Here is a 12,526-nt window from a genome sequence, read left to right as displayed (position 1 = left end):
TAGTTGTTTTCATAGGACGTCACCGCCTTTTACTCATTCCCAATTATTTGACCCGTATCCACGCCCCCATGCTCGCCACGGCATGTTCGGCCAAGCCGGCTCCCAGAGAGCACCGAGGTGCGATTTCGTCATCCTTGAATACCCCCCCAATAGCCTCACAATTCCTCCTCGAAAGCTCCTTGGGATACTGCACCAGGTAGAGGTAGCGGCCACGCGGGGGGACCACGTCGAGCCAGTAGAAATAGTAGTGCTCGCCCTGAATGTCGTAGATCTTTGATTCTGCGCCATAACGACAGGCCCAACTGAGCACCCCGGAAGTCCCCCACCCCTCGAAGTCGTCCCAGAAGCAGACGGCGGTGTAGTAGTCGCCGAACAGGTTGGGTTCTTCCACGAACCCCTCGGCCTTGAAGGCCACCAGCAGCTGCCGGCCCTTGAAGTTCCCGGCGTAGGGCTTGCTGTAGTCGTAGCCGGGCAGAGAAACCTTGACCCCCTTGATGACCGTCACCCCTTTGGTAATCGGTCCCGGAGCATCCTCAGGTCCTACCTTCTCGATGCGCACCCGGATGGGCTCCTCAACGATGCCCGGCGCAACGGAAACGAAGACCTCGTTGCCCGGCAGGGCGACGGCGCCGCCGGTGGGGGGGATGACGGCTTCGGCTACCGCCAACTGCTCGCCGCTGGACGTTTCTTTTGCGCCGCTGCCCCGGACCTGAAACCCTATGGCCGCGAGGAAGATCAGCGCGAGAAGCGCCAGGGCGAGCCCGGTCGGAGGCGTTGCCGGCTTGGTCACCCCTTACCCCCTTCCAGCGCCTTGCATCCCTGGGTTTCGCTGTCGATCTCGTCGCAGGGCACGAGGGGCACGTCGCAGTTGAGGGCGTCGGTGAAGTAGTAGTCTCCTTCTTCGAGTGTCCTGGCGGAACCCGACCGGAAAGGGTTGGTGGCGAGGCGGCTTGGTCTTACGCCATAGTCGGTCTCCATGTACACCGCTCCAGGGTAGGTGCCATCCAGAATGGCGCCTTTTTCTGATTCGGGAATGGGTTGTCCGCCTTCGTCAACGAGCCGGCCCTCGCCCACCCGCACCCAGGTGCTGGCGCCTTCGTCGTACACGTAGAGCGGCACTTCGTAAGTGCCCGAGTCGGGCCGGAGGTCGAAGAGGAACCCTGAGCGGGCCTGTGAAAGCCTGAAGCGCACCTTGGCGGGGGTGCTGCCATTGCGGACCGGGTTCCCGGCGGCGTCGTACATGCGGATCTGCAAGAAGCCGGCCGAGGCCAGCGCGTACCCCCGCGCCTCGGAAAAGTCGCCCGGGAAAAGGGCGCGGTCCTTTTCGGGGTCGAGCGCCAGCGCCTGAATGCGTACGACGCTGTCGGGCACCGAATCCGCCGCCACCGCGACCGCGCCATCGAACGAAGCCCACTCTTCAGGGCCGGGATAGAGTTCGCCCAGGTCTGGCGGGAGCAGGGCCAGGCTGGGCACGGCGACGCCGTCGCCTTGCTCGGGAACGGCAACCCACTTTTCGCTGCGGACGGCGATGGATCCGTAGCTTTTTTCGGCCACGACGCGCAGCCGTTGCTGGGGGCGTACACCGGTCACGGTTAAATCGTAAAAGCCCTCTGTTTCGCCGCCTGCGAGAACGTTTCCGTTAGCGTCGTAGATCGTAACCCCAGCGTCGACCGGATAATAGATCACCCCTGTAGGGTAGGCCGTCGCTTCCATTACCGCCCCGCGCAGGTGCCAGGCCGGAGGCTCGGGTTCAGCTTTTTGGCAAGATACCGTGAGAAACAATAAGGCCGTATATAACAGCAAGGTAACAAGAGGCTTTAACATTTCCTGGATAATAGCACATAAGCGTTCAAATTAGCAAGATGCTTCAAATACGTTCCATAAGAGTCGCGTAGCTGGAATCGTGGCCGGCCGCCAGGCGTGCGCACGAGCATCGAACAGCACCACATTACTTGTTGCGTGAGTCACAAGTGATGTAAGCGAAGCCGGGCGTGGTTCGTGCTGGCCTCGATGCTTATGTTTCCAGTATCAACTTCGGCTCGAAGCGCAGGTAGTCGGCCGCGACCAGGTGAAGGGGAATGCCCTTCCAGTTCGTGAGTAGCCAGGTGTTTTCGGCCCCGTGGAGGTGGCCGTAAACGACGGCGTCGGGCTCGTACCGCTCGATCAGCTCGGTAAACCCGGTGGGGCTGCCGTCGGGGCCGGTGGGGGGGAAGTGCAGGGCGACGACGAGGCGGTCGTAGTCCTTGCCCTTCAGGCTTTCCAGACTGAGGCGCAGGCGCTCGACCTCGCGCTTGTAGATCTTCCCGTCGGCCTCGGTGAACTCTGGGCTGCCGGGAACCAACCAGCCGCGGGTGCCCGCCACCGCGACCCCCTCGATGACCACGCTGTCGTTCTGGATCGCGTGCATCCCCACGGGCAGCGCCGCACGCAGGCGGCTGATCGAGGGCCACCAGTAGTCGTGGTTGCCGCGGATCAGCACCTTTTCTCCGGGCAGCTCGGCGATCGCCTGTAGATCGGGCAGGGCCTCGTCGAGCCGCATGGCCCAGGAGATGTCGCCGGCGACGACGACGAGGTCGTCCGGCCCCACCACCCGCCGCCACCCCTCGAAGAAGGCCTCGGGGTGGCCTTCCCAGCCCGGACCGAAGACGTCCATGGGCTTGGGGTTTTGGCTGGAGAGGTGGGGGTCGGCGATGGCGAAAACGCGCACGACACCCAGTATAGCCGTGTAGGCTGGAGGCGGTGAAGCCGCAGGAGCCGTACAGCGAGGAGCGGGCCATGCAGTACGCGCTCAAGTCCCTGGGCCGGAGGATGCAGAGCCGGGCCGAGCTGGAGCGCAAGCTGCGGGCGCGGACCACGCCCGAGGTGGCCCGGTCGGTGGTCGCGCGCCTGCTCGAGTGGGGCTACCTCGACGACCGGGCCTTCGCCGAGGCCTTCGTGCGCTCGCGCCGGGAGCGCTGGGGTTCACTGCGCCTGCGCGCAGAGCTGGCCCGCCGGGGGGTGGACGAGCGGATCGTGCGCGAGGTGCTTGCGGAGGGCGAAGAGGGCGAGGAGGAGCTGGCGCGGGCGCTGGCGCTGCTGCACAAGTCGGCCTGGCGCCACAAGGGCGAGCACGCGCGCATGGTGCGCTTCTTGCAAGCGCGCGGCTTCGCGCTGGCCGTAGCCGTGGAGGCGGCGCAGCGTTACGAAAAGTTGCGGGAAGACGGCGAAACGAAGTAAAACGGGCCTATGCCAACCGTCGAAGCCGAGATCGTCATTCCGCGCCCGGCCGCCGAGGTCTACGCCGCGGCCAAGGACCTGGAAGGGCTCGCGCCCTACCTCAAGGACGTCAAGGAGCTGAAAGTGCTCGAGCAGACTCCCGAGCGCTCGGTGACCCACTACCTGGCCGTGGCCATGGGCAAGAAGGTGCAGTGGACCGAAGTGGAGGAGTGGGACGACGCCAACCTGCGCAACCGCTTCTACAGCGAGGAGGGCGACTTCGACAAGTACGAGGGCACCTGGGTCTTCACCCCCGAAGGCGAAGAGCACACCCGCGTCAAGCTCACCCTCGACTACGAGCTCAACCTGCCGATGTTCGGCGCGCTCTTGCAGAAGCTCGTCAAGAAGCTGATGCAAGAGAACATCGAGGGCTTCCTGCAGGGGCTAAAGGACCGTTGCCTGGCCGGAAAGTGATAGAATTCGGGCATGAGGCCCGCGCGCCGATGTCGGCGTTAGCCCCTCGTTCCTGGATTCCCCCACAGTCCAGCCCTCGAACCGTGCCTTAGGAGGTTCCATGCCGTTTTACCTGTACGACACCATGCAGCGCAAGAAAGTGGAGTTCGTGCCCGCCACGCCGGGCCACGTGGGCATCTACGTTTGCGGGCCCACGGTCTACTCCGACGCCCATCTGGGCCACGGGCGGGCGGCGGTGGTCTACGACGTGCTGCGGCGCTGGCTGATGCACGAGGGGTACCGGGTGCGCTTCGTCTCCAACGTGACCGACGTGGGCCACCTGACCGACGACGCCGACGAGGGCGAGGACAAGATCGCCAAGCGCGCCAAGCTGGAAAAGCTCGAGCCCATGGAGGTGGCCGACAAGTACTTCTGGCGCTACTTCGAGGACACCGACGCCCTCAACGTCGCCAAACCCAGCATCACCCCCCGCGCCAGCGGCCACATCATCGAGCAGATCGAGCTGACCAAGGAGCTTTTGGAGCGCGGTTACGCTTATGAGGTCAACGGCTCGGTCTACTTCCGCGCCGCCAAGTGGCCCGACTACGGCAAGCTCTCGGGGCGCCGGCTGGAAGATCAGCAGGCCGGGGCCCGCGTCGAGGTGCGCGGCGAGAAGGAGGACCCGCGCGACTGGGCGCTGTGGAAACGCGCCGAACCCGGCCACTTGATGCGCTGGCCCAGCCCCTGGGGCGAGGGCTACCCGGGCTGGCACATCGAGTGCTCGGCGATGAGCCTCAAGTACCTGGGGGAGGGGTTCGACATCCACGCCGGCGGCATCGATCTGCAGTTCCCCCACCACGAGTGCGAGATCGCCCAGGCCGAGGCGGCGGGGCATGCCTTCGCCCGCTACTGGATGCACCACAACCACGTGCTCTTGAACGGCGAGAAGATGGCCAAGAGCACGGGCAACTTCATCACCCTGCGCGAGCTGCTGGAAAAGCACGAACCCATGGTGGTGCGGCTCTACCTGCTGCAGAGCCATTACCGCAGCGTCCTCGACCTCACCGACGCGGGGCTCGAGGCGGCGGGCCGGGCCTACTACCGGCTGCTCGAAGCCTACCGCAGCCTGCGCTCGGGACTGGGGCGCGCCCGTGAGGGGACGCTTACCGCCCTCGAAGAGGCGATCGACCGGCTCGAAGGCTCGTTTGCGGAGGCGATGAACGACGACCTGGGCACCCCCGAGGCGCTGGCCGCGCTCTTTTCCTTCCTCCCCGAACTCAACAAGGCGCTCGCGGCCGCGCAGGGGCGGGCGAGCCTCGAGCGCGCCCTTGGCACGCTCGAGCGCCTGGGTGAGGGGGTGCTCGGCCTCTTCCCGCCGCGGGTGCTCGAAGCCCGGCTCGAAGGTCCGCTGCTCGAGGGGCTGATCGAACTGCTGCTCGAGCAGCGCGAGGCGGCCCGCAGCCGGCGCGACTTCCCCGCCGCCGACGCGATCCGCGCCCGCCTGGGTGAGCTGGGGGTCGTGGTGGAGGACACCCCTCACGGCACGAAGTGGCGCCTCGCCCCCCGATGACCCTTGTCCCTACCGGGGCAAAGGAAAACCTTCTAGCATGGCGGTATGGGTAAGTTCCTAACCTATTACCTGGTCTTCTTCGTCGCGCTCCTGATCGGCGTTTCGATCGTCAACAAGCTCTTCCTGGGCAGCTGGATGCCGAGCGTCTACGGTTGGATCCTGATCGTCCTCTTCCCGGCCTTCGGCGGGTACTGGATGGCCTTTGCCGACGGCCTCTTCTCCGAGGACGAGGCCAACTCGCACGGCTAACCCGTGCGCCGCAGCCGCGCGTAGTAGAACCCGTCCAGACCGTTTTCGGGCCGGACGTAGACCCCGTGCCCCCGCGCCAGGAGGGGCACGGGGCTATCGATTTCCAGGGGTTCGAACTCGGGGTGCTCCGCCAGGAAACGCGCCACCTGTCCTTCGCCTTCGGCTTCGGTCAGGGAGCATACCGCGTAGACGAGCAGGCCGCCGGGCTCGGTGGCGCGGGCGGCGGTCTCGAGCAACTGCGCCTGGAGCCGCGCCATGCGCGCGAGCGCTTCCGGCTCGAGCCGGAAGCGCAGCTCGGGGTGCCCCCGCAGCGTGCCCGTACCCAGGCAGGGCGCGTCGAGCAGCACTTTGGGTGCCGTCAGGTCGAGGGGCCGGGTGAGGTCGTGCGTGCGGAACGTCACCTGAAGGCCGAGGCGGGCGAGGTTGCGCCGGCCCGCTTCCTGCCGGCGGGCGTCCGCGTCCACGCTGGTTACCCGCGCCCCCCGGGCGGCCAGCCAGGCGGCCTTGAGGGCCGAACCGCCGGCCAGATCGAGGACCCGCTCGCCCGCACGCGCCTCGAGCAGCTGCGCCGCCAGCAGCGAGGCGGGGTTCTGGGGCTGCGCCAGCCCCTTGCGGAAGGCTACGATGCGGCGCACCGAAAAACCCTGGACGCGCACGTTGCCGGGCACGGGCCCGGGTTCGAACGGCACCCCCTGCTCCGCGAGCGCCGCTTCGCCACCGGGGAAGAGGGTAAGCCAGAGCGGGGCGGGCTCGTTGAGTTCTTCCATCCATTCGGGGTCGCCGAAGCGCGTGCGCCACTCCTCGTAGAGGAAGTCGGGCAGGCCCAGGCGCACCGCCTCCGGGGCGGGTCGGGTCTCGAGCCGCCGCAGCACCGCGTTCACCAGGCCGCGAAGCCGGGGGTGCCGGCGCCCGACGACCTCCACCCAGGCGTTCACCGACGCGTGCGCGGGCCGCGGGGTGAAGAGCTTCTCGTAGCCGCCGGCCCGCAGCGCCCAGCGCACCGCCTCCGGTAGCCGCCCGGGGTGTTCGAGCAACGGCTCCAGGCTCCAGTCGATCCAGCGCAGCCGCCGCAGCGTCCCGTAGACCAAGTCGGTGGCGAGCCCCGCCGCCTGGGGGTCCAGCTCGGTCCGCGAAAGCGCCAGATCCAGGGTCGGGGCGGCGAACCGGCCCCGGCCGACCTTCACGAGAACGCCCAGGGCCAAGGCCCTGGGGTCGTCGAGTGCATGCATCGCCGTTCGGTCAGTCGTCGCGGCCCACGCCCAGGATGGCCGCGTACTGGATCAGGTAGGCCACGCTCATGGCCAGCGCCGCCACGTAGGTCATGGCCGCAGCGGTCAGCACCTTGCGCGCCGCCGGCAGCTCGTTTGGCGCGAGCAGCTCGAACTTGCGCAGGTTGGCGAGGGCGCGGCTGCTGGCGTTGAACTCCACCGGCAGCGTGACCAGCTGGAAGATCGCCGCCGCGGCGAAGAGGTAGAGGCCGAGCGTGGCCAGCGCCGTCATCTGCAGCATCAGCCCGATGATGAAGAGCCAGGGCCCCAGGTTGCTGCCGATTTGCGCGGCCGGCACCAGCTGCGCACGTACCCGCATGGGCACGTAGTCGTCGGCGTCCTGGAGCGCGTGGCCGACCTCGTGCGCCGCTACGGCCAGCGCCGCGAGCGAGGGCGAGGCGTAGTTGCCCTCGGAGAGGCGCACCGTCTTGGTGCGGGGGTCGTAGTGGTCGGTAAGCTGGCCGCGGACGGGTTCGACGCGAACCTGCGTCAAGCCGTAGCGGTCGAGGATGAGGCGTGCGGTCTCCGCGCCGGTCAGGCCCTTGGCGTTGGGAACGCGGCTGAACCGCGCGTAGGTGCGCTGCAACCACCCCTGGATGATGAAGGTGGCGAGCAGCACCAGAAGGATCAACCAGGTAAAAGGTCCAAACAACATCATGCCATGAGTCTAGCAGAACCCATGTGAACTGGATGATGGTCCACGGAGGCTCGGAAGGTTGCGCCTTAGGAGCTCAGCGGCTGCGACTTCACCGTAAAGCGCAAGGCCGTGCGCTCCTCGTTTTCCAGCTCCAGTTTGACGAAGGCGGGTTTGACGAACAAATCGAGGTTGTCGGGCGTGATGTAGCCCCGCGCAATGGCGATGGCCTTCACCGCCTGGTTGACGGCGGCGGGCCCGATGGCCTGCACTTCCACCTCCCCTTGCGACCGCAAGAGTGCAGCAATGGCCCCAGCTACGGAGTTAGGACGAGATTTACCAGACACGCGCAACGTTTCCACAGACGACCTCCGAATAGGGTTGTATCTAGTTTGTATCGTATCTATACGTATCCGCCGTGTCAAGTAAGTTCGACCCGAAAGGCGCCCGCCGTGTTGACGGCGGCGCGGCCCGAAGATACAATGGGAGTCCATATAGGCGCATGAATATGCGCCAGGCCCCAAAACAAGGAAACATTATAAGCGAACACGCATCTGCGGGAAAAGGAGACGCATGAGCAGCGGTTATGACCCCACCCAAAATTCGGTCCACGACGCCTGCGGAATCGGCTTCATCGCCGACGCCCAGGGGCGGCGCAGCCACCGGGTGCTGCAGCTGGGCATCGAGGCCCTGGCGCGCATGGCCCACCGCGGGGCGGTGGCCGCCGACGGACTGACCAGCGACGGGGTCGGGTTGCTCACCCAGATCCCTTACCCGCTGTTCAAGCGCGTGTTGGTGCGGGAGGGCATCGCCCCGGAAAACCCGCGCGACATCGCGGTGGGGATGTTCTTCCTGCCCCGCGATCCCGAGGCCCGCGAGCGGGCCATGAAGGTCGTCGCGGACGAGCTGGAGGCGCTGGGCCTGGGGCACGAGGTCTGGCGCCGCGTGCCCACCAACCCCGAGGTGCTGGGCGAGGTGGCCCGCAGCGCCGAGCCCGAGGTCTGGCAGGCGGTTCTGATCAAACCGTCGGCCTTTTCGGCCTCCGCCTACGAGCGCGCCCTCTACCGGGCGCGCCGGCGGATCGAGCGGGCCTGGCGCGACGCGGGGCTCGAGGCCTATGCGGTCTCGCTCTCCTCGCGCACCCTGGTCTACAAGGGTCTGATGCTGGCGCGCGACCTGGCCGCCTACTACCCCGACCTCGCCGACCCCTACTACCAGACGGCGCTGACCCTGTTTCACCAGCGCTATTCCACCAACACCTTCCCCGCCTGGCAGCTTGCCCAGCCGTTCCGCTACCTGGCCCAGAACGGCGAGATCAACACCCTGCAGGGCAACGTGAACTGGATGCTCGCCCGGGAACCCGAGCTGATCAGCCAGCACTGGGGCGATGCGCTCGAGGACCTGAAGCCGGTCGTGGACACCTCGGGCAGCGACTCGGCGATCCTCGACAACGTCTTCGAGCTGCTGGTGCAGAGCGGGCGCGATCCGCTGCACGCGATGATGATGCTCGTCCCCGAGGCTTACGAGAACGTGGCCGAGGTCGACCCCGAGGTGCGCGCCTTCTTCGAGTACCACGCCTCGCTCTCCGAGCCCTGGGACGGCCCGGCCGCGCTCGTCTACTCCGACGGCCGCTACGCCGCGGCCTCCCTGGACCGCAACGGCCTGCGGCCGTTGCGCTACTGGAGGCTGGCCGACGGCCTGGTGGTGCTGGGGTCGGAGACCGGCATCGTCGACGCCGAGGCTGAGGCGATCGTCGAGAAAGGGCGGCTCGGACCGGGCCAGATCTTTGCCGTGGACACCGAGAAGGGCCGGGTCTACCACGACGCCGAGATCAAGAAGCGTTACGCCACCCGCCGGCCTTACGCCGTCTGGGTGCGGCGGCACCGCACCTACCCGCCGAAGACCAAGAACCTGCTGCACGAGGGGCAAGACCTCCCTCGGGGCGCCGACTTCGTGCGCCTGCAGAAGGCCTTCGGCTACAGCCGCGAAGACCTCACCCACCTGCTGGCCCCGATGAGCCGGCTCGCCAGCGAGCCGGTGGGCTCGATGGGCGACGACACCCCGCTGCCCTTCCTCTCCTCGCTGCCGCAGTGGCTCTACCGCTACTTCCGCCAGCGCTTCGCCCAGGTGACCAACCCCCCCATCGACCCGCTGCGCGAGGAGATGGTGATGTCGCTGCGCAGCCTGGTGGGGCCGCGGATGAGCTTCCTGGAGACCCAGGAGGGCGCAGCGCACCAGATGGAGTTCGACTCGCCCATCATCCACGGGGACCAGCTCGAGTGGATCTACAACCACGACGACACCTGGTACCGCCCCTACCGTCTGCGCACCCGCTTCCCCTCCTACGGCGGTCCCGAGGCGATGAAACGCGCCCTCGACGCGCTCTTGCAGGAGGCCCAGGCGGCGGTGGAGCAGGGGTTCAACGTCCTGATCCTCAGCGACCGCGGGGTGGGGCCCGAGTGGGCCCCGATCCCCATGCCGCTCGTCGTGGGCGGCGTGCACCACCACCTGATCCGGCTTGGCCGGAGGATGCGCGTCTCGCTGGTCGTCGAGACGGGCGAGGCGCGCCAGGACCACCACTTCGCGGTCCTGCTAGGCTACGGCGCGGACCTCGTCTACCCCTACCTGGCCCTGGCTTCGGTGCGCGACCTGGTGGAGCGCGACCCCCGCGGTCGGGCGCCGATCTCGCTCGAGCAGGCCCTGTTGAACTACCAGAGGGCCGTCGAGAAGGGGTTGCGCAAGATCCTGGCGAAGATGGGCATCTCTACCCTGGCGAGCTACCGCGGCGCCCAGATCTTCGAGGTGCTCGGCCTCGAGCCCGAGGTGGTGGACACCTACTTCAAGGGGACGCCGGCCCGTTTCGGAGCGGTGGGGCTCGAGCGCATCGCCCGCGACGTGCTCGCTTTCCATGAGGAGGCCTACGGCGGGCCCGCCGAGCTCGCCGACCGCGGCGAGTTCCGCTTCCGCAAGCAAGGGGAGTACCACGCCTTCAACCCGGTGGTCTTCAAGTCGCTGCACCGCGCGGTGCGCGAAGAGCGCCGCGAGAGCTACGAGGCCTACGCGCGCGCCGTGAACGAGCGCCCGCCCGCGGCGGTTCGCGACCTGCTCACCTGGAAGAAGACCGACCGTCCCGTACCCCTGGAGGAGGTCGAGCCCATCGAGGCGATCCTCGAGCGGTTCCGCACCCAGGCCATGAGCTTCGGCGCGCTCTCGCGCGAGGCCCACGAGGTGCTCGCCGTGGCCATGAACCGCATCGGCGCGATGAGCAACTCCGGCGAGGGCGGGGAAGACCCGGTGCGCTACCACCCCTACAAGGAGGACCGCCCCGACCTGACGCAGTCGGACTGGCACCCCCGTTCCGGCGACTGGGGCAACAGCAAGGTGAAGCAGGTGGCCTCGGGGCGTTTCGGCGTGACCCCCGCCTACCTGGTGAGCGCCGAGGAGATCGAGATCAAGATGGCCCAGGGTTCCAAGCCCGGCGAGGGCGGCCAGATCCCCGGCTTCAAGGTGAACCGCGAGATCGCCCGCGTGCGCGGGGCCACCCCCGGGGTGACGCTGATCTCGCCCCCGCCGCACCACGACATCTACTCGATCGAGGACCTGGCCCAGTTGATCTACGACCTCAAGCGGGTCAACAAGAACGCCCGCGTGGGCGTCAAGCTCGTCAGCGAGGTGGGCGTGGGCACGATCGCCGCCGGGGTGGCCAAGGGCTACGCCGACCGGGTGCTCATCTCCGGCGCCGACGGCGGCACCGGCGCCTCGCCGCTGGGCTCGATCAAGTACGCCGGCAGCCCCTGGGAGCTCGGCCTTGCCGAGGCCCACCGCGTCCTGCTGGAAAACGGCCTGCGCGACCGGGTGCGCTTGCAGGTCGACGGGGGGCTCAAGACCGGCCGCGACGTGGTGCTGGCGGCGCTTCTGGGCGCCGAGGAGTTCGGCTTCGGCACCGCCGCGCTGGTGGCCGTGGGCTGCGTGATGGCGCGCCAGTGCCACCTCAACACCTGCCCCGTCGGGGTGGCCACCCAGAACGAAGCCCTGCGCCGCCGTTTCCCCGGAACCCCCGAACACGCGGTTCGCTTCCTGGTCTACGTGGCCCAGGAGGTGCGCGCGATCCTGGCCGAGATGGGCGTGCGGAGCCTCGACGAGATCGTCGGATGCAACGACCTGCTCGTGCGCCGTGAGGTGCCGCTGGAACGCGCCGACGACGTCGACCTCACGCCGCTGCTGGAACCGTTCCCCGAATGGCGGCCCAAGCCCCTCGAAAAACGCGCCGAGCGCCCGGAAGACGGGCCCTTGCTCGACGATCAGCTCTACGCCACCTTCGCCCCCGCCCTGCAGGACCGCAAGCCGCGCTTCGCCCGCTTCGCGGTGCGCAACCGCGAGCGCGCCGTGGGGGCGCGCCTCTCGGGCGAGATCGCCCGCTTCCACGGCGAGGAGGGGCTGCCCGCGGGGACCGTCCACGCCCGCATCGAGGGGGTGGCGGGGCAGAGCTTCGGCGCCTTCCTGGCCCCGGGCGTCTTTCTCGAGCTGGTCGGGGAGGCCCAGGACTACCTGGCCAAGGGCATGGCCGGAGGGCTGATCAGCGTACGGCCGCCGCTCTACCGCGAGGACCCCGAGATCCTGGCCGGCAACACCGTGCTCTACGGCGCGACCGGCGGCGCCCTCTACGTGGCCGGGCGCGTGGGCGAGCGTTTCGCGGTGCGCAACTCCGGGGCCCGGGCGGTGGTGGAGGGCGTCGGCGAGCACGCCTGCGAGTACATGACCGGCGGGCTGGTCGTGGTTCTAGGCGAGACCGGGCAGAACTTCGCCGCCGGCATGACCGGGGGCGTCGCCTACGTCTACGACCCCCAGAGCCGTTTTCCCGAGCGTTACAACCCGACCCTGGTCGGGATCGCGCGCCTCTCTCCGGGCGTGGACGACGAGCTGCTGCGGGCCATGCTCGAGCGCCACCTGAAGCTCACGGGCAGCCCCCGCGCCCGCACGATCCTCGAAGACTGGGAGGAGCACCGGGGCGACTTCTGGAAGGTGGCGCCGCTGAGCCTGCCCGAGGGGCTGACGCCCGGGGACACCGAAGCCCTGCTGCTCGAGGCGGTCCGCGCCGAGTCCGTCCTGGAGCCCGCACCCGAAGGGGTGGTTGCGGACGGTGGGCCCGGGGATTAG

The 12,526-nt window shown here is 68.1% G+C and carries 11 protein-coding genes; 5 read left to right on the top strand and 6 right to left on the bottom strand.

Annotated features, from left to right (window positions below; all coding sequences use genetic code 11):
• Window positions 1–43: 43 nt before the first annotated feature.
• From OCEPR_RS05930 to OCEPR_RS05920, 3 genes are all read right to left on the bottom strand, one after another.
• Window positions 44–790: a hypothetical protein gene (locus tag OCEPR_RS05930; protein ID WP_013457805.1), complete on the bottom strand. Its 747-nt coding sequence runs from the start codon at window positions 788–790 to the stop codon at window positions 44–46.
• Window positions 787–1,686, bottom strand: a complete 900-nt coding sequence (locus OCEPR_RS05925) for a hypothetical protein (RefSeq protein ID WP_148229270.1) — start codon at window positions 1,684–1,686, stop codon at window positions 787–789. The genes OCEPR_RS05930 and OCEPR_RS05925 overlap by 4 nt, the downstream gene beginning before the upstream one ends.
• Window positions 1,687–2,014: 328 nt before the next feature.
• Window positions 2,015–2,707 (bottom strand): metallophosphoesterase, encoded by a 693-nt coding sequence (locus tag OCEPR_RS05920; RefSeq protein WP_013457803.1) that lies wholly within the window; start codon window positions 2,705–2,707, stop codon window positions 2,015–2,017.
• Between the two features lie 32 nt (window positions 2,708–2,739).
• Here OCEPR_RS05920 and OCEPR_RS05915 point away from each other — a divergent pair, with 32 nt between their 5' ends.
• The 4 genes from OCEPR_RS05915 (at window position 2,740) to OCEPR_RS05900 (ending at window position 5,467) form a co-directional block, all read left to right on the top strand.
• Window positions 2,740–3,216, top strand: a complete 477-nt coding sequence (locus tag OCEPR_RS05915; RefSeq protein WP_049773508.1) for a regulatory protein RecX — start codon at window positions 2,740–2,742, stop codon at window positions 3,214–3,216.
• Between the two features lie 9 nt (window positions 3,217–3,225).
• Window positions 3,226–3,669 carry a type II toxin-antitoxin system RatA family toxin gene (locus OCEPR_RS05910; protein ID WP_013457801.1) on the top strand — a complete coding sequence of 148 codons (444 nt, stop codon included), beginning with the start codon at window positions 3,226–3,228 and terminating at the stop codon, window positions 3,667–3,669.
• Window positions 3,670–3,769: 100 nt separating this feature from the next.
• Window positions 3,770–5,218: a cysteine--tRNA ligase gene (gene cysS / locus OCEPR_RS05905; protein ID WP_013457800.1), complete on the top strand. Its 1,449-nt coding sequence runs from the start codon at window positions 3,770–3,772 to the stop codon at window positions 5,216–5,218.
• A 45-nt stretch (window positions 5,219–5,263) separates the two neighbouring features.
• Entirely contained in the window at window positions 5,264–5,467 is a 204-nt protein-coding gene (locus OCEPR_RS05900; RefSeq protein WP_013457799.1) for a hypothetical protein, read from the top strand.
• Here OCEPR_RS05900 and OCEPR_RS05895 read toward each other — a convergent pair.
• From OCEPR_RS05895 to OCEPR_RS05885, 3 genes are all read right to left on the bottom strand, one after another.
• Window positions 5,464–6,696 carry an RsmB/NOP family class I SAM-dependent RNA methyltransferase gene (locus tag OCEPR_RS05895; protein ID WP_013457798.1) on the bottom strand — a complete coding sequence of 411 codons (1,233 nt, stop codon included), beginning with the start codon at window positions 6,694–6,696 and terminating at the stop codon, window positions 5,464–5,466. The genes OCEPR_RS05900 and OCEPR_RS05895 overlap by 4 nt on opposite strands.
• Before the next feature lie 10 nt (window positions 6,697–6,706).
• Window positions 6,707–7,393, bottom strand: a complete 687-nt coding sequence (locus OCEPR_RS05890; RefSeq protein WP_013457797.1) for a zinc metallopeptidase — start codon at window positions 7,391–7,393, stop codon at window positions 6,707–6,709.
• A 65-nt stretch (window positions 7,394–7,458) separates the two neighbouring features.
• Window positions 7,459–7,731, bottom strand: coding sequence for a stage V sporulation protein S (locus tag OCEPR_RS05885; protein WP_013457796.1), 273 nt, complete (start codon window positions 7,729–7,731; stop codon window positions 7,459–7,461).
• A 211-nt stretch (window positions 7,732–7,942) separates the two neighbouring features.
• On the opposite strand from OCEPR_RS05885, the gene gltB reads away from it, so the two are divergent.
• Window positions 7,943–12,526 (top strand): glutamate synthase large subunit, encoded by a 4,584-nt coding sequence (gene gltB / locus OCEPR_RS05880; protein ID WP_013457795.1) that lies wholly within the window; start codon window positions 7,943–7,945, stop codon window positions 12,524–12,526.

Source organism: Oceanithermus profundus DSM 14977, assembly GCF_000183745.1.
Lineage (GTDB): Bacteria > Deinococcota > Deinococci > Deinococcales > Marinithermaceae > Oceanithermus > Oceanithermus profundus.
Note: the sequence above shows the minus strand (reverse complement) of the source record. Positions and strands in the feature narration are given on the sequence as shown.

Coding starts and splice junctions, on each gene's coding strand:
- OCEPR_RS05900 (WP_013457799.1), top strand. CDS start 5,264: ATGGGTAAGTTCCTAACCTATTACCTGGTCTTCTTCGTCGCGCTCCTG.
- OCEPR_RS05910 (WP_013457801.1), top strand. CDS start 3,226: ATGCCAACCGTCGAAGCCGAGATCGTCATTCCGCGCCCGGCCGCCGAG.
- OCEPR_RS05890 (WP_013457797.1), bottom strand. CDS start 7,393: ATGATGTTGTTTGGACCTTTTACCTGGTTGATCCTTCTGGTGCTGCTC.
- cysS (WP_013457800.1), top strand. CDS start 3,770: ATGCCGTTTTACCTGTACGACACCATGCAGCGCAAGAAAGTGGAGTTC.
- OCEPR_RS05895 (WP_013457798.1), bottom strand. CDS start 6,696: ATGCATGCACTCGACGACCCCAGGGCCTTGGCCCTGGGCGTTCTCGTG.
- gltB (WP_013457795.1), top strand. CDS start 7,943: ATGAGCAGCGGTTATGACCCCACCCAAAATTCGGTCCACGACGCCTGC.